A 22,542-nucleotide genomic window follows, 5' to 3' on the forward strand; every position below is an offset into this window, starting at 1 on the left:
GAATCAAAGATCGGATTGAACCGCGAAGACGCAAAGGACGCTAAGAAATAGAGGTTTCAGAGGGTTTGAAGCTGCGATTAAGATCTCGCTTTGATTTTACAGCAATATTCAGCAATTCCGGCGCGAATCAAAAATCTGAATTCAAGAATAAAACTTATGTCTAACGGTTACTACGGCCCATACCAAAGCCGGCTATTAAATTTTATATCGAAACAGTCCCGCCAAGTCGCTGACAATTGCGATCGAACTTGGCGTCAAATTAAAGAAGCAACTCTCACCGCCACCCAAATTCTGCTTTATCCAGCTTATTTGCTGGTGCAAAGTTCCCGACTGCTAGGCCGACAGTTGCGGGAATCAAGTCAAAAAGTAGATTTACCGGAACTGCAAGAATTTGGGGGCGACGAAAATCCCGATTTGCCACAAAATTGGTATCAGGGGGAAATTTCCGAGGAAAGTTCGATAGCCGAAATTTTGCACCTAGCCGAAAATTTACTAAACTCGTCGCAAACTGCGAAAACTTTAGCCAGCTTCCCGCTGTTAATTAATAATCAGGGAAATACTGGTAACGATTTACCTCCGGCAATCACTTTTAAGGGACAAATCACCAAGCATCAAACCACTTCCGTCTTAGAACACCCACTTGCTAAAACTCAATTAAAACCGCAACCGAAAGTGGAGGGAATTGCCAGTTTTATCCCAGCCCGCACTTTAGTATTGGTCGGAAAAGAAAATCAGATATTAGATATTTTGACACCCGAACAGCAGGAAATGCTGGAAGGTCGCATAACTTGGGAAGTAGCAAACTGCGGACCCGAACAACGGGAAATTACCCAAAAAGAATTAAAATTTAATCTCGGTTTGGAGTCAGCGGCGAAAAAAGCGCAGTTGCCGCCGATGCGTCGTTTTTGGGAATTGATGGCATGGCTTCAGACGAGTCCGGTTGCTCTGAAAAGAAATCAGTTTGGAGAATCAATCCTCGCAGTTAAAAAATCCATCGACCGCAATGCCATCCTAGTCCAAAAAGCCCGCGCCCAAATCGAAGCAAAAACCGCACTGCAGTCAATTGCGCCATCGAATTCGATCGACCCCAATACCCCAAAACTAGAAACTAATTTTAACAGCAAGTTCGATCGACCCGCTAATCCTCTCTCCTTTGTTACATTACTCGATCGCGCCGCCGTCAACATTGAGGAATTAACCCTGCCGCCATCGGCAAAAACAATCGCCGCACCCACAGAAGCCCCCGGAGTAAAAATTAATACATCCGGCACAGAAGCCAATGTAGATTTTTCCGCCCGCGAAATCCTCGAAAAATACGCTCGAAACATCGAGGGAATTATTTGGTCGTCAGTAGATCACCTTCTGGGCAAAGAAACGGCAGCCAGTGATAATACTGAGAAATCAGTTGCCATTCAGTATTATTTGAAACAGCGACAAGAAAAAGAAAACACGCAAATAAGCCCAGAGGTCGATCGACCGTGGCTGAACTGGCAAGACTTATTTGGGGAACCAGCACCACAGCATTTAATCGACGACAGTTCCGAACCCCAGGCAGCAGCTCAAACCCATGCAGCACAAGCTAGTCCAAAAGTCAAGCAAGAAATTGCAGAATTAGGAGAATTGTCAGAAGGTCGATCGACCGCAGTCTCAATATCCCCGTACCCCGAAGCACTTCACCGCCTGCTGGGGCAGCTAAAACAGAGCTTGCTGACAAAAAGCCCAACAAGTCAACCCCAAACAGCATCTGATTTAGCAGTTACTCAAAAAAATAGCTCTGCACTCGCAGCAGAATCAACCCCAGGGCGTGCACAGGAAACCCAAGTGCCAAAAAACACAAACCCGAACACCGCACAAAACAACCAATCCCCAGCAGCAATCACCGCCCAAACTAGCAGATACACGGCCGCAACCCCCGCCGCAGCCGAGCCCAAAAATCCCAGCGCAGGCGTCCAACCCGAGGGCGACTACTTAGAAACAAAAGCCGAATCGATGGGATATATTAAGCACCCCCTAGAACAAGTGCTCGAATGGCTCGATCGAGTTATGCTGCGGCTAGAAAACATCGCCGAGCAACTCTGGAATTGGGCAAAAATCAACTTGCCAAAAATCCTCAAAAGCAAAGATAAAATTGACTAATCTTTAGCTTATGATAAAAAAGTTGCTGCAACAGCAGCAAATCAGCTCAGTATTATGCCATCTTTGGAGACTCCCACAGTGCTAACCCTCAAAATCGTAGTTAATGTAGTTGTTTTATTTTTTGTTTCCCTGTTCATATTTGGATTTTTGTCCAATGACCCAGCCCGGAACCCCAACCGCAGAGACATGGAATAAACAAGCTATCCCGGCCGCTTGCTGGGGGCGCGTCACCGCAGCCCCTGCAACAGCCGACAAACCCGCAAAAATTAGTTGAACAATACTTGACCTCGCACCAGCAGCGAGGTTATGTTGTGGCGAAAGCAAGTTCTGAAAGCAGCCAGGTTTCGGCGCGCCAAAGCCACTGCAAATTTTAGATATCAGATGAATGTTTAAACAGTTGCCTTATTAGATGCAAAATTTTCAATAATTTGCACCCTATAAAATCTAAAATCTAAAATCTAAAATCGGATGACTTACCTATTGTAACTATGCCCTATCCGGTACCGCCGCCAGAACCCCCTGGCATCATCTACATCGCAAAGCCCAAAAAAGTCGCTCTCACTGTCGCGACCGGCGATGGAGACACCCGCAGCAACCCCGCAGAAATACCGGAACCAAGCCCAGATATCGTTCAGCCAGAACCCACACCAGCCCCAGCAGAACCAGCAGCCACACTCCTCGGCACTACGCCAGCCACCGACCAGCCTCCAGAAATCGCCGACCCCCTAGCAGCAGTGGAAAGCGGCGACGCAGTGGTGGGATTTCAGCGTCGGCCTTCTGTGGGAGAACCCGAAACAGCGGAAACTCCGAAAGATTCCTCGTTTACGGCTTACCAATTAGGTTCGGTAGAAAATGCCGTTGCCATTCGCAATCGAAAACGAACCGCAGAGGCGCAGAAACAACAGCAGAGAAATCTTGTCGGAAAGCAGGAAAGTTGGTATCAGGCCCAAGGCCGGCAGTTAGAAGATAACTCTCCCGAACCTGCGGAGATTCCCGTCCCAGAACCCGCGCCAGAACCAGCACCAAGCGGGCAACAGCAGTTGGACATTCCCACACCAGGCACGGCCCCCGCACCCAGTACGCCCCCTGCGCCGACACCGAAGCCTAAACCAGCCACGCCGGGAGTCCGCACCGCACCTTCTGGGCGGACGGTTCCGTTTCCGGTGAGTCCGGCCGATACTATTGAAGTTAAGGCCGACAGCCAAGAATTTGACGACAAGCAGCAAATTGTGACGGCGGTTGGTAATGTCGTCGTGCGGTTCCGGCAAACTGTGATTGATGCCGATCGAGCGATCGTCAACTTAGTCACCCGCCAAGTGGTAGCATCCGGCAATGTCGCCTATACCCGCGGCCAACAAGTAGTGCGCGGCCAGCGGATGGAGTTCAATCTCGGCCTCAACAGCGGCGCAGTCGAACAAGCCAGGGGGGAAATATTCCTGCCCGCAGCAGGTAGCGAATTGACCCCCACACTGCCTACAGATATCAGTGCTGGGACGATTCTGGAACAGCCCCTGAGCGATCGAATTACCAGCCAGCAGCCCCTGCGCGGAGTCAAATCCCCCGGCGCTGCAACAGTCACTCTCGGCGGCGGCGGACAGCTAGCGGCCCCCCAAGTGGTCGGCGCCGTCAACCGCATCCGCTTTGAAGCAGAACGCATCGAACTGCTGCCAGACGGCGCGAGGGTAGCAACCAACATTCGGCTTACTAACGACCCGTTTTCCCCGCCGGAATTTGAATACAGGGCCCGGACGGCGACGATTAGAAGGATTTCGCCCACGGCTGAGGAATTGGTCACAACTAAACCCCGCTTGGTGTTCGACAACCGCGTGAAAATACCCGTGTATCCCCGCAGGCAAGTGTTTGACAGCCGGCAGCAAAACGGCCCGTGTTTGACCTTTGGCTACGACGGGGGCGAAAGAGGCGGTTTGTATGCCGAGTGCGGTTTTGAGGTGTTGCAAAACGGGCCAGTGCGGCTGACCCTGACGCCCCAAATTTACCTGCAGCGGATCGTGGCAAAGAACGGCGGTAATCCGTTTTCTCCCGATAGCTACGGGCTGAAAGCGAGGTTGGGGGCTAGTCTGGGCCCGCGCACCAGGCTCGACGGATCGGCAATATTTCTGAGTTTTGAAGATTTCCCGAACTTGCCGGAAGACAGCTTTCGGGGCAATTTGCGCCTGCGACAGTTGATCGGCACTCACACTCTGGCAGCAGAATACAGTTATCGCGATCGACTGTTTAACGGTTCTCTGGGCTATCAAACCGTGCAGAGTAGCCTGGGGGCAGTCCTCACTTCCCCAGTCATCCCACTCGGAAGCACTGGTATCAATCTCAGCTACCAAGCTGGGTATCAATTTATCAATGCTGACACCGATCGAGCAGACTTGCTCGAACCAGTGCGGGAAAACAACCGCATCGATCTGGGGCGTTCCCAACTCAGCTTTGCCTTGAGTCGCGGCTTCAACCTGTGGGAGGGCGAACCGCTGCCCCGCACTCCCACCCAGGGTTTGAGGTATACGCGGACGCCGGTGGTTCCTTTCTTGCAACTGGCCTTGGGAGTCCGGGGAGTTGGCACTTCTTACAGCAGTGGCGATCGACAAAATTCGATCGCCGGCAGCGTCGGCATTCAAGGGCAGTTCGGTCATTTCTCCCGCCCTTTCCTCGATTACACTGGGTTTAACCTGACTTATACCCAGGTGGGCCGGGACGGTATATCGCCGTTTTTATTCGATCGCTTAGTAGATTTGAGAGTCCTGTCTTTTGGGCTTGTCCAGCAAGTTTACGGAGGCTTTCGAGTTGGATTTCAAAGTGCTATTAATTTAGAAAGCGGGGAAGCAATCAGTACGAATTACACTTTAGAATACAGTCGCCGCAGCTACGCAATTATTTTGCGTTTTAATCCTGAGCGTCAAGTCGGCAGCCTGACTTTTAGAGTTAGCGACTTCAATTGGAATGGGACTCCCCAACCTTTTTCCGGGGACGCGCGAACTGTAGAAGGAGGCGTGCGTTTATCCGATTAATTCAATTGTCTAATTGGGAATTGGTCATTGGGAATTGGTCATTGGGAATTTGGAACCAACAGAAAGCAGTCAACAGTCAACAGACAACAGTCAACAGTCAACAGACAACAAATGACAGAAGTGACGGCAATATCTGCACAAGCAGCGGCTCTGCTGGTTCACTACGGTTTTGACCTAGGTGGCAAAAAAGCCGAGAAATTGGCGGGTGAATGGCTGACCAAATATCCCGGCTATTGGCTGCGTTTAGCAGTGGTTGAAGCGCTTTACCAAGGCCGCTACAAGGCTGTTTCTGTGGGACAGCTATTGAGTATGTGGCATCGGATAGGTCAACCTCTTTATCATTTCAATCGCGAGTTTGAACGCTTGGTATGCAATAATTTTCCTCAAAATTTAACCGGAGAAAGTGCTGCTCAACTACCACCGGAAGATATACTTTTATCGAACCAGGAATCGGAAGTAACTGTCGCAGAGTTAGATTTGGTTGAGCCGTCCGAACCGCCGCTCGATCGCACACCAGATGCAGAAGTACCGAACACAGAAGCCCAGGAAACAGGAAAATTGCCCGCCGACGATCGCACAAAAGAAAATACAGAATTTGTAGTATATGAAGATGTGGCTGTTACCGCCCTCGCCGATCGAGCCGAAACTGAGCACAAATTAGCGGACAAACCTGTGGCCAAATCATTCCCAGTTGTCAAACACACTGATTTTCATACCAAGTTAAAAGCGATTGCCAGAGAAGGCAGAAGAAAGAAGGGAGAAAGCAGAAATAGGGTGTAAACTTTGAGAACTAGATAGTTATTTGTCACTCTTCACTTTTAGGAGTGCCTCCCATCCGAATTTCCGAACAAAAAGATGCTTGTTCAGTACCGTTAGCTTGCTTAACAACGCTAGTCCGCAGTCGCAAGTTAGGCATGAGATACCACAGCCTTTCTTCTGCATGGAGGGTGTCTGATTCTGTAATCAATGTCAGTACGTCGTCGCCCATCACGTAGCGGCTATTACCCTTGTCTTGCAACACTTGGCCTTCGCTGGGATTGCCGGGATTTGGTACGATCGCTAATATTGTAGAACCGATTTGTTTAGCTTTGTCGCGATCGGGAATACCGTCCCAACTAATCCGAACGCCCTTTAGCCCAGTTGAAGCCGGGTTAATCGAGTGTTGTTGGCAAAGTTTGACGACTGCTGCATCGCTAGCTGTCAGTATTTCTATTTTGAGGTCAGATTTACCGGCCTGCAATTCCCCAGAATTGAGATTGTGTACGGTACGCTGGGAAAACCATTTGCCTGCACTTAACTCGAAAAACTCAATAACATCCATGAAATTTGTCTCTAAACTCAATACTGCTTTATTTGCGATCGTGACTTGCGCGCTATGGAGTCAGAAACCCGGTTTCTTCCTGCGTACCTAGCGGTCAAACCAATGATTTTGTCTAGAAACCCGGTTTAAGAGTGCAAGTCCTTTTCTATATTTTAGAGGAAGGGGGCGCACCTGCAAAGCTTTCTGAGAGCTTTGGGTGAAACAGATTGCAGATGCCGTTGAGGTACGAAACCCAACCAGGGGGACATCTGCCTTGCTGATGCGGCCGACTTGACAGAAAATTAGAGCATCCGCCATCATATTTCGTTATAAAAAGTCTTTTTCGCACTTTAAATAGGATTGCGATACCTAAAAATTATTAGCTTTGACAGTGTTGATCGATCGACTCTCGTCGCCAAAATACCAGCTATGTTAAGAAAAACAACGATATATGTAAGCTTTTGTAGATTGCTCGGTAAATTGGGCGTTGCTGAGTTGAATTATATTTGCGGGAATTTATTGTAATCGCACTGCTTGAAAATTCTCAAAGCAGACTGCGACTAAAAAACCAGCAATTCATCGAACCCTCACTAAACCGAGGACAGCAAGCCCGTAGCACATAGCATTCAAATATGTCATGCTAAGTCAAGAGAAAAAATTCTCGCTCGGATTTCCAGTAGGTGCAGCTAGCGATCGTATACATTTAAAAAACACATCCGTAAATTTATGACCGAGTTTACACAAGGGCTGGATAAAATGCAGCCCGCAGAACAGACGCACTACCTGGGAATCCTGCCAAGTCAGCTAGCAGCGACTTCTGACTCAGAAAAATTATACAGCTTACTAACAGATTACAATTTTATTGAAGCCAAGCTGTCCGCATCGGGAGTACAGGCGCTAATAGAAGATTACGATTTAGCAACAAGTTCCGATATTATTATCTCCGATCAAAAAGCCGACCAACTCAAATTAATCCAAGAAGCAATTCGGCTGTCGGCCCACATTCTAGCCACAGATAAAACCCAACTAGCTACCCAACTAATAGCCCGATTGATGTGCTTTGAAAGTCCAGAAATTCAAGCACTGTTAACACAAGCAAAACAACAAAAAAAACCGTGGCTGCGACCGATAACTGCCAGTTTTACCCCTCCTGGCGGGAGATTGCTACGCACCCTCACCGGCCATACAGATTGGGTACAAGCTGTAGCAATCACCCCCGACGGCAAGCGGGCAATTTCTGCGTCCTCCGACCACAATCTCAAAATTTGGCACTTAGAAACAGGAGAAGAACTTTCCACCCTCAAAGGTCATCTTACCTACGTCAATGCTGTAGCTGTCACCCCCGATGGTACTAAAGTAATTTCCGGTTCTTGGGACAATACCATTAAAATTTGGGATATAGAAACTGGGACAGAAAGATTTACCTTTGCAGGCGATACTTTTGCCGTAGAAGCAGTAGCAGTAACTCCCGACGGCAAGCGAGTAATTTCAGGTTCTTGGGATGGCAGTATTAAAGTTTGGGATTTGACAAGCAGGGAAGTAATTTTTAACTTCAAAGGTCACAGCAGTTTTGTGCAGTCCGTAGCAATAACTCCTGATAGCAAAGGGTTGATTTCTGGGTCAGGCGACAATAGCATTAAAGTCTGGAACATAGAAACCGGAAAAGAACTTTTTACTCTCACGGGTCATGAAGACTGGGTAAAAAGTGTAGCAGTTACTCCCGACGGCGAACACATAATTTCCGGCAGTTACGACGGAACTGTTCAAGTCTGGAGTTTGTCAGAAAGAAAGCAACTTTTCACTTTAGGAAAACACGGCAGTTTCGTTCAAGCTGTGGCAGTCAGTCCCGACGGCAAACGGGTAATTTCGGCTTCCGGCGACAAAACGCTGAAAGTTTGGAATCTGGAAACAAAAGAAGAACTTTTCACTTTTACCAATCACATCGCCCCAGTGAATGCTGTGGCTGTTACCCCCGACGGCCAGCGGATAGTTTCTGGTTCCTCTGACAAAACTCTCAAAGTTTGGCACTTAGAAAGAGGCAAAGAAAATTTATTATTTGCAAGTCATGCTGACTGGGTAAATGCTGTAGCAGTGACGGCGGACGGTACGAAAGCGATTTCCGGTTCAGGAGACAACAGCATTAAAGTCTGGAATCTCAAAAACGGACAGGAAATTTTTACTATTCCCGGTCATAAAGATTGGGTAAAAGCGATCGCAATCACACCGGATAGCAAGCGAGTAGTTTCGGGTTCCGGCGACAAAACTGTGAAAGTTTGGAATCTAGAAACCGGAAAGGAAATCTTTACTTTTACTGGTCATACAGACTGGGTAAATTCTGTGGCAGTGACGGCAGACGGAACGATGGCGATTTCCGGTTCTGGAGACAAAACTATTAAAGTTTGGAATCTAGAAACAGGAGAGGAACTTTTTACTTTTTCAGGTCATGATGACGGGGTAAAATCTGTGGCAGTTACTCCCGACAGCAAGCGAATTATTTCGGCTTCCGGCGACAAAAATCTGAAAATTTGGAGTTTGGGAAAAGAAAAGAATATTTTGGCATATTTATGGAATTTAGCCGTCAAAAATCTACTTTTTACTCTCAAAGGTCATGAGAGTTTTGTGAATGCTGTGGCAGTTACGGCGGATGGCAAATGGGCGATTTCTGGCGGGCGGGAACACAAGTTGAAAGTTTGGGATTTGTCAAGTAGAAAAGAAGTTTTTACTTTGGCAGGTCATGCTGATGCGGTAACATCTGTGGCGACTATGGGAACAAAGGCAATTTCTGTTTCGGACGATAATACTCTCAAAGTTTGGGATTTGTTAAATCGAGAAGTAATTGCTAGTTTCAGGGGAGATAGTGCTTTAAAAGCTGGCGCTATTGCACCTGATGGGGTGACAATCGTAGTGGCGGAAGCTTCGGGACAGGTGCATTTTTTGAGGTTAGAAGAGGGGAAATAGTCATTAGTGAGCAGTCATTAGTCATTAGTCATTAGTCATTAGTTATTAGTTATTATGCCGATCGCACTTTTGCTAAAATTTAAAAGTGCGATCGCTCTTTTCCCCCGTCTAGTTTACAATTGTTCCGGGTCAATTCCCATCGATCGCAGTCTTTCTGCTAGGACAGCAGCCCGCTGTTCGGCTTGTTCTGCCCGCACTCGTTCTTGTTCTGCCCGCTGTTCGGCTTGTTCTGCCCGCTGTTCGGCTTGTTCCAAGCTGCGAGAAACCTCCTCATAACTTGCAAACGGTTCCCCGTCAGGGCGATAAATTTGCAACTCTTCACCCGACAAATCAAAGCGAATTCCTAGTCGGGGACTGACCCAATTTTCGATCGCATCAATTACGTCCAAACGCCCCTGTGAACGCATCCAACCACTAAAATCGTTGCGTTCCGGGTCGTACAGGTAATATTCCTCTACGCCGTGGCGATCGTAAAATACCTGTTTTTTATTCATTTCTGTTAGCCTGTTACCGGGAGAAAGAATTTCAAACACTACTTGCGGCGCGATATTTTCTTCTTCCCACTGCTTGTAAGAACCCCTATCTCCTTTCGGTCTGCCGAAGACTACCATCACATCCGGGCCGACGCGAATCTTGTTATCTCCTTCGACGGGATACCACAGCAAATCCCCCGCGACAAATACATTCGGGTCATCGGCAAATAGCCACGCTAAATTTTGTTGGATGATGAGTATCCAGCGAAATTGTTTGGTATTGTCAGACATTGGTTTGCCGTCGCTGTCGGGGTAAATTACATCAGGTTTTTGAGGAGACTTGAGTTGAGTTACCATAACTGTTGTCCGGGGTTAGGGACTGTTTAATTTAATTTTAGCTTGTGGGAAGGGTGAGAAGTGCGATTCCCTACGGGATAGCTACGCTTCACGAACTTTTTCATCCAACCCAAAATACCCAAATTTTTAACTTAATTCATCTGGGTTAATGCCCATTTCTCGCAACCGTTCCATCAAAATCTGCGATCGGCGTCGTTCCTCTTCTAAAACGGTTTCTGCAAGTTCGGCCCGCTGACGTTCTTCTGCTAAAACGGTTTCTGCAAGTTCGGCCCGCTGACGTTCTTCTGCTAAAACGGTTTCTGCAAGTTCGGCCCGCTGGCGTTCTTCCTCTAACAGTTGACAAATCTCAACGTAGGAGAAAAACCTCGTTCCATCCGGTCGATAAATTTGCAATTGATCGCCCGATAAATCGAAGCGAATTCCCAATCGAGGACTCGCCCAATTTTCCATTAGTGCGATCGCATCTAACCCATCTTGTCCCCGCAGCCAGCCTCGCAGTTGGTTATTGCTAGGATTGTAAATGTAATATTCTTCAACTCCGTGGCGATCGTAAAATAGCAATTTCTTGTCCATTTCATCCTGCGTGTGGCCAGGAGATAGAATTTCAAACACAACTTGCGGTGCAATTCCTGACTCATTCCACTGCTGGTAAGAACCGCGTCTCCCTTTCGGTGTGCCGAACGCAACCATCACGTCGGGCGCGTTAACAATATTCGGTCTTCCCTCGATTGGATACCAAAACAAATCACCCGCTACGAATACATTCTCGTCATTAGCATACATCCATTCTAAATTTTGTTCGATGACGAGAATCCAGCGAAATTGGTCAGTATTATTTGCCATTGGTAAGCCGTCGCTGTCGGGGTAAATAACTTCTTGCTGAGGAGGGGATGGGATTTGAGTTACCATAACAGTTGTCCGGGGTCAAAGACTGTTGAATTTAATTTTAGCAGTTTGGGAAGTAGTCAGAAGTGCGATTCCCTACGGGATAGCTACGCTTCACGACTTCTCAATACAAAAGCCTATTCCTCCTTCTCTTTTATCTCTCTATTCTCGAACTCTGCGCCCTCTGCGCCCTCTGCGGTTCATTAAAAAACATCTCACTCAGCATCAAAAGCAGGGCGGACACCGCCCGCCCTACAAAACTACTTCCTCAGCAACTTCACCCCGCGAATCGAATAATCCAAAAGCTCAATTGGGTGCATCAAAGTAACTTCCTTTCCCTGCAACTCCAAATGCTTCTTAATTTGCAAAGAACAACCCGGATTAGAAGAAGCAATCAACTCCGCCCCAGTATTCAGCAAATTTTCCACCTTTTGCACTCCCAATTCATCAGCAACCTCCGGCTGAAGCATATTGTAAACCCCCGCACTCCCGCAGCACAAAGCCGCATCCACAGGTTCTTTCAACTTCACCCCCGGAATTTGTTGCAGCAACTGACGCGGCTGCAAACTAATCTTTTGGCCGTGCAACAAATGACAAGCATCCTGATACACAATTGTCAAATCTCCGTCAATCAAAGGATTGAGTTTCGCCGTAATTCCCGCACTTGCCAAAAACTCTTGCACGTCCTTCACATTAGCAGCAAATTTTTCAGCTTTCTCCCGATATTGCGGGTCATCTGCTAAAATATGACCGTATTCTTTCAAAGTGTGACCGCACCCAGCAGCGTTGATAATCACAAAATCAACACGCGTATTTTCAAAGCTATCAATCATTTGTCTCGCCAAAGCTTTTGCCTGTTCCGCTTGGCCTTGGTGTTCCGGCAAAGCAGCACAGCATCCCTGACTTTTGGGAACCACAACCTCGCAACCGTTAGCCGTCAAAACACGCACAGTAGCCTCATTAACAGGCGAAAATAACAGCCGCTGCACGCAGCCTAAAATCACGCCGACTCGATAGCGTTTTTCACCTATTGCCGGAATTACCTCTGGTAAATTATCCCGGAAAGAATCGACAGTAACTTTCGGCAAAATTGATTCCATCGCCGCCAAGCGGGGAAATACTTTTTTCAGCAAACCTGTTTTGCGGACAAGTTTTGGCAGTCCTAATTTTTGATAAATAAACAGCGGTACAAGCAAAGGCCGCAATCTGTGAGGATAAGGGAAGAGATTAAAAATCAGAGTACGAATTACATTGTCGGAAAAAGTGCGTTCCTGATTTCTAGTAACTTGGTGGCGTGTTGCGGAAATTAATTTGTCGTATTGAACTCCAGAAGGGCAAGCTGTTACGCACGCTAAACATCCCAAACAAGTATCGAAATGCTGTGAGGTTGCTTCGTTTAAAGGTGCGTCGCCTTCGTTAATTGCATCCATTAAATAAATGCGGCCTCTAGGCGAATCCATTTCTTTGCCGAGTACGCGATAACTCGGACAAGTTGATAAGCAAAAGCCGCAGTGCACGCAAGTATCGATTAATAGGGGATTCGGCGGATTATTAGCATCAAAGCCCTGTAGTTCGGGAGTTTGTAAATGGGGATTTTGTGCTAGAAAATTGCTTTCTTTAGCAGGTTTTAACTCGTCGCTGGGAACTTGAGATTTTTCTGAAGTTTGCATATATGGAAGAAAGAAGAAGAAAGTTCGGCAACGGATTCTGTAACGGATGTAACGGATGTCACGGATGTCAGGAAGAAGAAAGAAGGAAGAAGAAAAAAGGATTTAGTTATCTAGGAGAGAAGTCAGAAGCAATCGACCGCTTATATTTCAGCAATTAAGAAAAGAACTTCCTAACAGTCAGGCGCGGTTGCTATGCTTAGCAAGCCTAAATTCCTCAAGCAAACAAAAACTTCTCTTCTTTTCTCTTTCTTCGGGGTCTAGCGCTAACGCGCCTTCGCGGTTCGTTAAAAAACAAGTCTAGTTAACAAATGAGTTAGACCGGGATTCAATAAAGACCAAACTCCTGACTACAAACTTTAAATTAAATACCGCTTATAAAACGACTGGGACTCAAAAGATTTTCCGGGTCAAACTGCTGTTTAATCCGGCGCATTAAATCGATCGCACTTCCAGTATAGCCCCAAACATCTAACTGTTGCTTGATGTCGGTCGGCGCTGCTAAAACAGTCAGAAAACCGCCTTTCGCTTCGCACCCTCTGCGTACCTGCAACAGCGTTTGGGCCGTCGCATTCTCAAACCGCAAAACCCCCAAACCGCTGCCTGCATGAATCAAAGCGTCCTGTACCGGCAATTCGTTAATTGCTGTTACAGCTTCCGAGGGTCTGATTCCTATTTTGCAAATAATTGCCGACTTTGTGCCAGAATCCCACATTGTTTCTGGCAATCTTTGCCATAACTGATGCTCATCATTTTCGCAGCAGCTAGTGCCTTGCAAACCCAACTTTTTGCCAACTTCCAGTAAGCGGGCTGATTGTTGTTTAACACTTTCTGCGATACTTTGAAATCTGACGATTAATCCCGTGCCCTTTCCTAAGCCTAATTGTGCTACTAAATCAGGTGACACCAAATCAACGGCTGTTGGTGTCAAAGCAGAGGATAATAAGATTTGAGCCGTTTGGGACAAAGCATTAATTTCCCCTGTCAGCACTACGGTTCCCGATGATTCAGGCAGCGGATAAACTCGGAAAGTTACTTGACTGATGACGCCCAATGTGCCGTAAGCACCAGTAAACAGTTTCATCAAGTCGTAACCGGCGACATTTTTAACAACTCGACCTCCGGCTACCGCAATTTTACCGTCCGATCGCACAAAGGTAATTCCCAACAGCAAATCGCGCACCCCGCGATAGCGATGCCGCAAGGAACCCGCATCAGCAGTAGCGACAATGCCGCCCAAAGTTGCCTGTTGCGGATACGCTGGGTCGATCGGCAAAAATTGACCGGCAGCAGCTAAAATTTGCTGCAAATCCGCAAACTTCATCCCCGCTTCTGCAGTCACGGTTAAATCGCCCACAGCGTGTTGTACAAGTCGATTGAGGCGCGAAGTGCTGACAGCCACAAGGCCCGCTGCATCAGGAGATTCCCTTAAATCCCCCTTAAAAAGACCCACTTTGACAACATCTTGCTCCTCCCTTGTTAAGGGGGGCCGGGGGGGATCGGAGTATAATTTAACTAAACCGCCCCAATCAAGTTTGCTGCCACTGCCACAAGGCAAGACTGCACAGCGATTTTGCTGTGCCCAAGCAATGACAGCCGCCAGTTCTTCCTGAGTATTCGGGTAAACGGTACAATCTATTTTCGTGTCGGGAACAACTGCTTTTTCTACCCGTTCTTCCCAAAATGGCTCTGAATCTTGCCAGCGACAGATGCCAGCAGTGCCGACAATACTTTCTAATTCTTGTGTGCTAACGTAATTTTCGGTAGAAAAAGATTTCATGAAGGTTATGAGACGCCCGGTAAAAAAAAATTATCAAAACACTGCCTAAAACCATTAAATATTAATACGGGCCGGATATTCAAAACATGAAAAAACAAATGTCTCAAAACCGACTTTCTGTAGGAATTACCGGTCTCAACGAAGTGATTGGCGGCGGCCTAATTCCTCAACGCTCTTATTTGGTGCGCGGCGGCCCCGGTACTGGCAAGACTACACTGGGCTTTCACTTTTTGGCAGCAGGTGTGGCTCTGGGAGAAACGCCCCTGTTTATTACTTTAGGAGAACCGGAAGCGCAATTGCGCGCCAATGCCGCAAGTCTCGGTTTTGATATGGATGCGATGGCGTTCCTGGATTTGAGCCCATCGTCAGAATTCTTTACAGAAGTTCAGACTTATGACATTTTCTCCCCATCTGAGGTTGAGCGAGAACCGACTACACAAAAGATTATCGAGCGAGTCCAAGCTGTCAAGCCACAACGGGTGTTTTTGGACGCGATCACTCAATTTCGCTACTTAGCTGCGGATGAGTTCCAATTCCGCAAGCAAGTTCTGTCTTTTCTGCGGTTTTTGGTGGAAGGGGGGGCGACGGTGGTGTTCACCTCCGAAGGCACTTCAAGTGCTCCCGATGACGATTTGCAATTCATCAGCGACGGAGTAATTTACTTGGAACTGCGCCCTGAAGGGCGCACCCTGTCTGTCACCAAGCTGCGAGGCTCCAACTTCCGCATCGGCCGCCATTCGCTCCGCCTGACTCAGGCTGGTATGGAGGTATTTCCGCGACTGCTTCCGGACAACTTTCAACAGGATTTTGTGGCTGAAGCAATTTCTTCTGGGGTGCCAGAAATCGACGAACTGCTGCACGGGGGACTGGAACGGGGGACTGTCACGGTGATTACCGGGCCTAGCGGCGTGGGTAAAACGACGGTGGGGGTTCAGTTTATGAAGGAAGCTGCAGGAAGGGGGGAGCGATCGGTAGTTTACATTTTTGAGGAGTCAAGTTCTACTCTGCTGCAGCGCTGCGAATCAGTTAACATCCCGGTTGCGGCGATGATTGGGCAAGGAAGTCTTTCCGTGATACCCGTGGAACCTTTGCTGTACTCCCCGGATCAGTTTGCCTGTATGGTACGCCAGGAGGTGGAGCAGGAAAAGACGCGGATTGTGATGATTGACAGTATTTCTGGCTATCAGCTTTCGATGCAGGGGCAAGATTTGGTGAACAATTTGCACGCTTTGTGCAAGTATCTGAAGAATATGGGAGTCACCGTTATCTTGATTAATGAGGTAGAAGCCATTAGCGGAGATTTTCGGCTGACCGAGATCGGGATTAGCTATTTGGCGGATAATCTTGTGTTTATACGCTATCTGGAACGCCAACTGCAGAATAGGACAGAAATCCGCAAGGCGATCGGAGTAATTAAAAAACGAGTCAGCAACTTCGAGAGAACTCTGCGAGAACTCGAGATTACTCGCTACGGCATCAAAGTCAGCAAACCGATAGCGGGGCTGCGCGGCATTTTGAGTTCGGCGCCGGTGTGGATTGAGGAGGGAGGGGAGGAAGATTGAATCGGGGTTTGTCCTGCTGTTTCTGGGCAATTGGAGCTAATTTTGCAGTCGTGAATCTACTAATCAGTAGGGTGCGCGACGCGCACCTCACCACTAGCCTAAGTCCTGGACAACTTAAATATATGGGTAAATTTGTGTATTTTTCGACTTTTATAGCAGTTTTCACTTCTATGAAATACAGTAGGGGAACAGGACACGGGGCCGTGTCCTGTTCCCGAGCATCTGTACTTTATTCAACTGAAAACCAATGTAATCCCTCCCCGAAAAATAAGCTAATACCAGATAAAAAAAGAATCCAACTTTAGGCCACCTCCCCACCCATATATAATCACTCACTCCCCATTCTAAAATCTAAAATCTAAAATCTAAAACCTAAAATCTAAAATGGTTATAACCCGTATTCAGAGGAAGCTGATAAATGACTGGCAACTCAATAATTTTAGCCGTAGACCGCAATCATCGAAACTTGGAACTATTAGCACAATTTCTTAACAAAGAAGGATACCAGATGATCGCGGCTTATAACTTTGAAGATGTTGCACAAGCTATCAGTCAGCCTGCTAGGATCGGGATGGCTTTAGTAGATATTTCTGGTTTCGACCGCCGGATTTGGGAGTGCTGCGAAAAACTGCGAAATCACCAAATCCCTTTTCTAATACTCTCGCCCAAACAAAGCGCTGCCATTCAGCACGAAAGCCTCTGCCACGGTGCTCGGAATATGTTGGTAAAACCTTTGATCGTTAGAGATTTGCTGGGAATTGTTCACAGCTTGCTAGGAGAATCTGCGTGAGTCAAATTTTATTGCTTGTCGAACAGAAAGAAAATCGCCGCCTGTTATTAGAATGGCTAGCTGTTTACTATGAGGTATTGCTGCCCAACTCCACAGAAAATAGTGAGGAGTTTTTACCTTTTAATCAATCTTTTGACCTGGGGATAATTGACGCTCTTGCCTTGAAACGCCACTGGCAATGGGTGGCAGCCCAAAAAGAGGCAGAACACCCGGTATGCTTGCCTTTTCTTTTGATTACATCGCGCTCGGATGTAGGGATGGCAACGCAATTTATTTGGCAAAGTATTGACGATTTGATTATCGCTCCGATCGAGAAGATTGAATTGCAAGCGCGGGTGGAGATTTTGCTGCGATCGCGCCAGTTGTCTTTAACTCTCAAATTGTCTCACGACCAACTCGATCGCACTTTGCAAACCGCCCAAGAACTCAATGAGATGAAAACATCTTTGCTGTACATGATTGCCCACGACGTTCGCAATCCTTTGAATTTCATCATTGGCACTACACAACTTCTTAGCAAGTACAAGTTGACATTAACAGATGAGAAAAAACAAGAACTTCTAGACAAAACTCAAGCAGCCGCAAAAGGTATAGATTTGTTATTAGATGATGTGCTGCTGCTGGGGCGTGTTGAGTCAGGAAAAACAGGCTTTTCCTTGCTACCCATAGATTTAGCCAAGTTTTGTTATGAGTTGGTAGGGGAATTTCATAGCAGCCTGAAGTTGAAACCTGAAAATGATCGGGTAACGCTGATTTTTGTAAATCACAGTCCATCGGCGATGGCGTGTTTGGAGGTAAGCTTGCTCCGGCGAATTCTGGGCAATTTGCTGTCCAATGCTATTAAGTATTCTCCCCCAAATACCGAAGTAATCTTTGAATTAAAACTTACTGAAACCGAGGCAGTTTTTTCGGTACAGGATGCAGGAATTGGCATACCTGTAGCAGACCAAGAACGGCTGTTTAATTCATTTTACCGCGCCAAAAATGTCGGTCGCATTCCCGGTACTGGACTGGGGCTGAGCATTGTTAAAAAATGCGTGGACTTGCACGGTGGTGAAATTACTTTGATCAGTGAAGAAGGCGTCGGCAGTACATTTACCGTAACGCTGCCGATCGCAAAACCTGGAAAAAATAAAATCTCGCCTGCAACGCCTTAAACTAGATGCAGGCCTTATCTTGGGATAGTCATCGATGAATTTGACGCCCGGGTGAGGCTATACGTGGTAGTGTGAGCATGAGATGTATCCTCAAAAAACTTAAGAAAACTCTCGCTATTTTACCCGGCAAGAATTTGAAGAAACATTAACGACCGATCGTCAACTGATGAAATTGAGCATCGTCGTTCCAGGAGCGATAGACGAGCGGGAGAATTGGCGATCGTTCCTCAAAGCTCGATCGCCATCCTAAAAAATTTTGAACGCACCCAAAAATAATTAGATACCATTCAAAACTTATCCCGAGTTGTCCGATTTTATATTTCTGAAAAAAAGCTACCCAACAACCGTCACATCTGAGATTATCTGAGGAGTATTTTAACACTTTAAAAATGGTTAATCAACTCTTTTATGAATTATTGTCGGACTACAATCAATCAAGAGTTGAAGAGCGATCGCATGAGCTTTCAGGCGGACAGTGCAACTCTTCAACTATTAATGGTTGAAACCTGATGTCTCCAGGTTCAATCGCCACTCTTCTCCACCAAGCTGGCAACAAGAGCAGCCAAAACTTACCCAAAGACACAGAACGCTGCTCGCGAACAAAAACCAAGGTCAGGAGAGCCACCAGTCGTAAAACGGCTGAGAGGGCAAACACCCCTGGCAAGCCACCGAGATTGGTCAAAGTGGCGAGAAAGCCACCAACGGTGATTCCCATTGCCCCCGTAACACCAGGAACCGCGGCTGCGATCGCAAAGTATATCGACTGATTCAACAGCGGTGCCACTCCCATAAGAAGATTGTTGCTGCACAGGTCGATCGCCGCCCACGTCCCACCGCCGATTATGTGCAACAGCGGGAACCAGACCCATAGGAAAATTGGAGCCGTTCCACCTTCTAGCCAGAGTAAAGGGGTCAGAGCCACCAAAACTCCCACTACTAGCATAATCGGGCGATTCCCAACCCGGTCAGCCAGCTTCCCCCAAAAAACCAGCATCAGCAAGTTAGCACCAGCACCTAAGCTGCTATAGAGCGTTACCACGCTGACATCTATATTTAGGTCATCCAGCAAGTAAAGGTTAAAGAAGGGCGCGCTGACGTTAACGGCAAAGCTCCATAGACCAGAGTAAAGCAAAAACTTTAAAAAATTGGCTTCCTTGAGAAAGCTAAAAATTGTCCCTGTGGATGATTTTTCGCCTGTATCTAAATGGACGTGTACAAGCTTTGGGTTCACATCGGTCATAAAGAACTGACAACCTATACTGATGAGGCCAAGCACAATTCCTAAAACCAAGATGGCGCTGTAACCTTGGAGCTTTCCACCTGGCCAGTTCGATACCGCTAGAGCCATCAACGGCACACCCATGAGATTTGTCAAGCTGACAGCACTATTGCGAAAGCCAAAATACCGCCCGCGCAACCGCTGAGGTACTAACGCCGCCAACCAGCTCAAGAAGGAAGCACGACCTAAAGATTCTAAGACTTGACTTACCCAGATGATTGCCAATGTCAACTGCACTAGCTGATGTCGGGCCAAATGAAATGAGCCTCCCAACCAAAGGGCTGGCACGAGAATCAGCCACAGCAGTCGCGACATTCCGAAAATCCAGAAGGAATACCAGTGGCGGCTCTGTGTTCGGTCTGCTATATAAGCTCCGAACGGTTGGAGCAAATTTACCAGTTGAGGAATGGAGGCGAGCATACCAATTTCCACTGGACCAGCCCCCAAATCGAGCAAGAAATTACTGAGCAACGCGCCACCGATGATGCTGTAAAAAAGCGTAGCGAACACACCGTCCAAAGTTAGTGCTCTGAGGCTTGACCGAGTTTCCGGTTTGGAAAGTTTTAGAGGTCGATTGGTCAGAAGTACCGTCTCTGGTAAGGCTATATCCTCTTGGATTTCTTCCTGAAGAGGGAGAGGATTCGTTCCTACTAAGCTGTAATCTTCTTCTTGTTTTTCGAGCATACTGGATAGCCAATAGATAAGCTGCTACGCAGCTTAATTGTATAATATAAGATTAAGTATTTTAAGGAGCACAGCCATAGATGCCAGCTAAAAATTCTCGGTCTAAAAAGCAAAAACAAAGATTACTTAAATAAATTAGATAAAATAAAAAGGCCTAACTTAGAGATTTTTTTTTTAATTTTATTAATGAAGGATCGTTCATGGTGTTCTCGATAAAATAGAGATTTTTCCGAGGGAATAAGTCAAGTAAAATTTCGGAAATCCACCTCTGAGTATGAATAAATGTTGCTAAGAATGAGGATAAAATCAAAGTTCTAAAGGAGCAATAGCGCTCAATGACTCTTTTAGGATAAATCGCAACAAAGATTGAGTTGCTAATATTAAACCTAATCGGGCTTGCGCGAGTTTTGGCTGTTTTATTTTGACTTCTCCCCAAATTCGGCAGTGGCTATAAAAAGTCTGAAATGATTCACTCAAACTATTGGCTAATTTGAAATAATTGACAGGTTTTTCGCCGTTTTTTACCTCATAAATAGGATATAAATTGTCTAGCACAGTTAACAGTTGCGAAATTAAATTGCATTCGGCTGGATGCACTAACCGCAGTCGATCGCCCTCGTCAATCCAAGGGATAGGATTTGGACTCGCCAGCGACCAAATTTGCGAGGCTGTAGTGACATCTGGCTGCGCGATCGAAATTATGCGATCGCGGTGGGCCATTCGCAGCAGGGAACAGCAGCGCGCGTGGCTGTACTGAATGGGAAATAGCAGATCGGCACACACAACAGGAGATATTACTCTAGATTCTGGAACTGGGAGGTTCGTTTGAGCTAAACGCTGCAACCAGACGGCTAAACCTGCATCAGTCAACTCCAACTCAATAATTCCCGTCGGCGCGACTTTAACTGCGAAATCTGGGCAGCACAGCGGTTCGAGTGTTTCGGCCAACTGTGCCGCAATTGTCTGCGGTGTCTGCTGCCAAGTTTTAGCCAATTTCAGGGCGATCGCAGACACGTACAGCACCCGCGCGCTATCTTTACTCCGATTTAACGGAAATATTGCACCATTCTCAATTACTTGTTTAGGAACAGGCAAGATGCCTGTTCCACAAGAAAATTCATCTCTTGTGGAACAGGCATCTTGCCCGTTCTTGAGAATGGTGCCACCTATGAGATTTAACGGAATTTGGGCTAGTGTTCCCTGCTGGGCGATCGCGCTTTGGAACCTTGAAAGCAAGAAACACTTCACTGTAACTTCCGGGCACTGCTCCATATTTGTTGTATCCATATCGGCTCATCCTACCGTAACAGCGATGATCGACTGTTACCGCTTGCATTGTTGTTCTACGTTAAACCGCTGATGTCAGAGATGCTCGATCTGCTCCCCCAAGCGGGGCTACATCGAATTAATCGGCTTTCTAGCGATTTGTTTGCTAACTATACAATAATTTACGACAAATTTTTTGCTGAACTCTACCATTTTGATGTATTTTTTGCTACATTGAATCTTTCGGTAAAACACAGAAAAGTCAGCACAGTTCAGCACAGTTAAGAAGCGTGCAAGCTCGATCGGGGGTTGGTTGTCTCACTTTGTATCGCGCTGCTAGCAAAAGCCGTTTTTCTCACTGATTAAATATATCCCAGAGCCTTACCTATGCAATCAACTTCCACACCTCTAGATACTATCGATCGACCTTTTATCACTTGGCAGCGAATTATCGACTGGGCCCAGGAACACTACCGCTGCCGGACTTTTAGCAAAGATGAGCGGATTCCCGCAAGACCCGGACTGCTGTATTTAGTCCAGAAAGGTTCTGTGCGACTCGTAGGTAGCGCTCAAGTTAGCGCTGCGGCGGCGAAGTCGAAATCCGTTGACAAAACTACAGAAGAAGCTTTTTTGGGCTTCGTCGGCGCAGGCCAGCCCTTTGAACTGGTTGCTCAGTCTCCGTTTACTCTCCAAGCTTACGCCCACGCCGATCAAACTCACGTAGTGTGGATGTACTGGCACGACTTAGATAATTGGCCTCACTTCCGCAGGGAAATTTTGGATGCGTTTCGCTACCAACACCAGCGGAAACTTCTCTGGCTGAGCACTTTGGGACAGCGCCGGACGATCGACCGACTGTTGGGATTTCTCACATTGTTGATTGAGGAGTTCGGCGAACCTTACGTAGGTGATGGCGAACCGGATGTGGTTCGGGGCTACCGACTGCCTTGGGCATTGACTCACGCTCAAATTGGCAGCGCGATAGGGTCAACGCGGGTGACGGTGACGCGGCTGATGGGTAAGTTGCGATCGAAAGGTTTGATTAATACTGAGGATGATAATTTAATCTGTTTGCCGGCTAAGTCTAACCCCCAAAAGACAAAAAACCAACAGCAGGACTTAGAAGATTCTCTGGAAGATTCCCTGGAAGATTCTCTGGAAGATTCCCTGGAAGATTCCCTGGACGATTCCCTGGAAGATTCTCTCGAAGAATCTGCATAAAATTCTGCGG

17 protein-coding genes are annotated in these 22,542 nt (G+C 47.0%); 9 read left to right on the forward strand and 8 right to left on the reverse strand.

Going from position 1 to position 22,542, the window contains the following annotated elements:
* Positions 1 to 156: 156 nt before the first annotated feature.
* The 4 genes from QUA70_RS19250 (at position 157) to QUA70_RS19265 (ending at position 5,933) form a co-directional block, all read left to right on the forward strand.
* The gene (locus QUA70_RS19250) at positions 157 to 2,136 is read left to right on the forward strand and encodes a hypothetical protein (RefSeq protein WP_333328396.1); all 1,980 of its coding nucleotides are present in this window, start codon (positions 157 to 159) and stop codon (positions 2,134 to 2,136) included.
* A gap of 78 nt (positions 2,137 to 2,214) precedes the next feature.
* Complete coding sequence (locus QUA70_RS19255; protein ID WP_039887172.1) at positions 2,215 to 2,331, forward strand: photosystem II reaction center protein I; 117 nt, start codon at positions 2,215 to 2,217, stop codon at positions 2,329 to 2,331.
* Between the two features lie 293 nt (positions 2,332 to 2,624).
* A complete protein-coding gene (locus tag QUA70_RS19260; RefSeq protein WP_333328394.1) occupies positions 2,625 to 5,153 on the forward strand; it encodes a DUF3769 domain-containing protein in 2,529 nt (842 codons plus the stop codon).
* A 27-nt stretch (positions 5,154 to 5,180) separates the two neighbouring features.
* The gene (locus tag QUA70_RS19265; protein ID WP_333328391.1) at positions 5,181 to 5,933 is read left to right on the forward strand and encodes a hypothetical protein; all 753 of its coding nucleotides are present in this window, start codon (positions 5,181 to 5,183) and stop codon (positions 5,931 to 5,933) included.
* Between the two features lie 25 nt (positions 5,934 to 5,958).
* Here the strand turns inward: QUA70_RS19265 and QUA70_RS19270 are convergent, their stop codons facing one another.
* Positions 5,959 to 6,474 carry a phycobiliprotein lyase gene (locus QUA70_RS19270; RefSeq protein WP_333328388.1) on the reverse strand — a complete coding sequence of 172 codons (516 nt, stop codon included), beginning with the start codon at positions 6,472 to 6,474 and terminating at the stop codon, positions 5,959 to 5,961.
* A gap of 693 nt (positions 6,475 to 7,167) precedes the next feature.
* Here QUA70_RS19270 and QUA70_RS19275 point away from each other — a divergent pair.
* Entirely contained in the window at positions 7,168 to 9,411 is a 2,244-nt protein-coding gene (locus QUA70_RS19275) for a hypothetical protein (RefSeq protein ID WP_333328566.1), read from the forward strand.
* Between the two features lie 113 nt (positions 9,412 to 9,524).
* Here the strand turns inward: QUA70_RS19275 and QUA70_RS19280 are convergent, their stop codons facing one another.
* From QUA70_RS19280 to QUA70_RS19295, 4 genes are all read right to left on the reverse strand, one after another.
* Positions 9,525 to 10,241, reverse strand: a complete 717-nt coding sequence (locus QUA70_RS19280) for a Uma2 family endonuclease (protein WP_333328386.1) — start codon at positions 10,239 to 10,241, stop codon at positions 9,525 to 9,527.
* Between the two features lie 126 nt (positions 10,242 to 10,367).
* Entirely contained in the window at positions 10,368 to 11,150 is a 783-nt protein-coding gene (locus QUA70_RS19285) for a Uma2 family endonuclease (protein WP_333328383.1), read from the reverse strand.
* 236 nt (positions 11,151 to 11,386) lie between these two features.
* Entirely contained in the window at positions 11,387 to 12,796 is a 1,410-nt protein-coding gene (locus QUA70_RS19290) for a (Fe-S)-binding protein (protein ID WP_333328380.1), read from the reverse strand.
* A 361-nt stretch (positions 12,797 to 13,157) separates the two neighbouring features.
* Entirely contained in the window at positions 13,158 to 14,573 is a 1,416-nt protein-coding gene (locus tag QUA70_RS19295; RefSeq protein WP_333328377.1) for an FAD-binding oxidoreductase, read from the reverse strand.
* 86 nt (positions 14,574 to 14,659) lie between these two features.
* Between QUA70_RS19295 and QUA70_RS19300 the strand changes: the two genes are divergently transcribed.
* From QUA70_RS19300 to QUA70_RS19310, 3 genes are all read left to right on the forward strand, one after another.
* Positions 14,660 to 16,135 carry an ATPase domain-containing protein gene (locus tag QUA70_RS19300; RefSeq protein WP_333328373.1) on the forward strand — a complete coding sequence of 492 codons (1,476 nt, stop codon included), beginning with the start codon at positions 14,660 to 14,662 and terminating at the stop codon, positions 16,133 to 16,135.
* A gap of 418 nt (positions 16,136 to 16,553) precedes the next feature.
* The gene (locus QUA70_RS19305; protein WP_333328371.1) at positions 16,554 to 16,925 is read left to right on the forward strand and encodes a response regulator; all 372 of its coding nucleotides are present in this window, start codon (positions 16,554 to 16,556) and stop codon (positions 16,923 to 16,925) included.
* Complete coding sequence (locus tag QUA70_RS19310) at positions 16,922 to 18,082, forward strand: ATP-binding protein (RefSeq protein ID WP_333328368.1); 1,161 nt, start codon at positions 16,922 to 16,924, stop codon at positions 18,080 to 18,082. Before QUA70_RS19305 ends, QUA70_RS19310 begins: the two co-directional genes overlap by 4 nt.
* Before the next feature lie 145 nt (positions 18,083 to 18,227).
* Here the strand turns inward: QUA70_RS19310 and QUA70_RS19315 are convergent, their stop codons facing one another.
* The 3 genes from QUA70_RS19315 to QUA70_RS19325 form a co-directional block, all read right to left on the reverse strand.
* The gene (locus QUA70_RS19315) at positions 18,228 to 18,464 is read right to left on the reverse strand and encodes a hypothetical protein (protein WP_333328365.1); all 237 of its coding nucleotides are present in this window, start codon (positions 18,462 to 18,464) and stop codon (positions 18,228 to 18,230) included.
* A 48-nt stretch (positions 18,465 to 18,512) separates the two neighbouring features.
* The gene (locus QUA70_RS19320) at positions 18,513 to 20,045 is read right to left on the reverse strand and encodes an MFS transporter (protein WP_333328362.1); all 1,533 of its coding nucleotides are present in this window, start codon (positions 20,043 to 20,045) and stop codon (positions 18,513 to 18,515) included.
* 306 nt (positions 20,046 to 20,351) lie between these two features.
* Entirely contained in the window at positions 20,352 to 21,332 is a 981-nt protein-coding gene (locus QUA70_RS19325) for a DALR anticodon-binding domain-containing protein (RefSeq protein WP_333328359.1), read from the reverse strand.
* Between the two features lie 366 nt (positions 21,333 to 21,698).
* On the opposite strand from QUA70_RS19325, the gene QUA70_RS19330 reads away from it, so the two are divergent.
* On the forward strand, positions 21,699 to 22,532 hold the full coding sequence (locus tag QUA70_RS19330; protein ID WP_445251655.1) for a Crp/Fnr family transcriptional regulator: 834 nt from the start codon (positions 21,699 to 21,701) through the stop codon (positions 22,530 to 22,532).
* Positions 22,533 to 22,542: the final 10 nt, after the last annotated feature.

The organism is Microcoleus sp. LAD1_D5, assembly GCF_036702115.1.
GTDB lineage: Bacteria > Cyanobacteriota > Cyanobacteriia > Cyanobacteriales > Microcoleaceae > Microcoleus.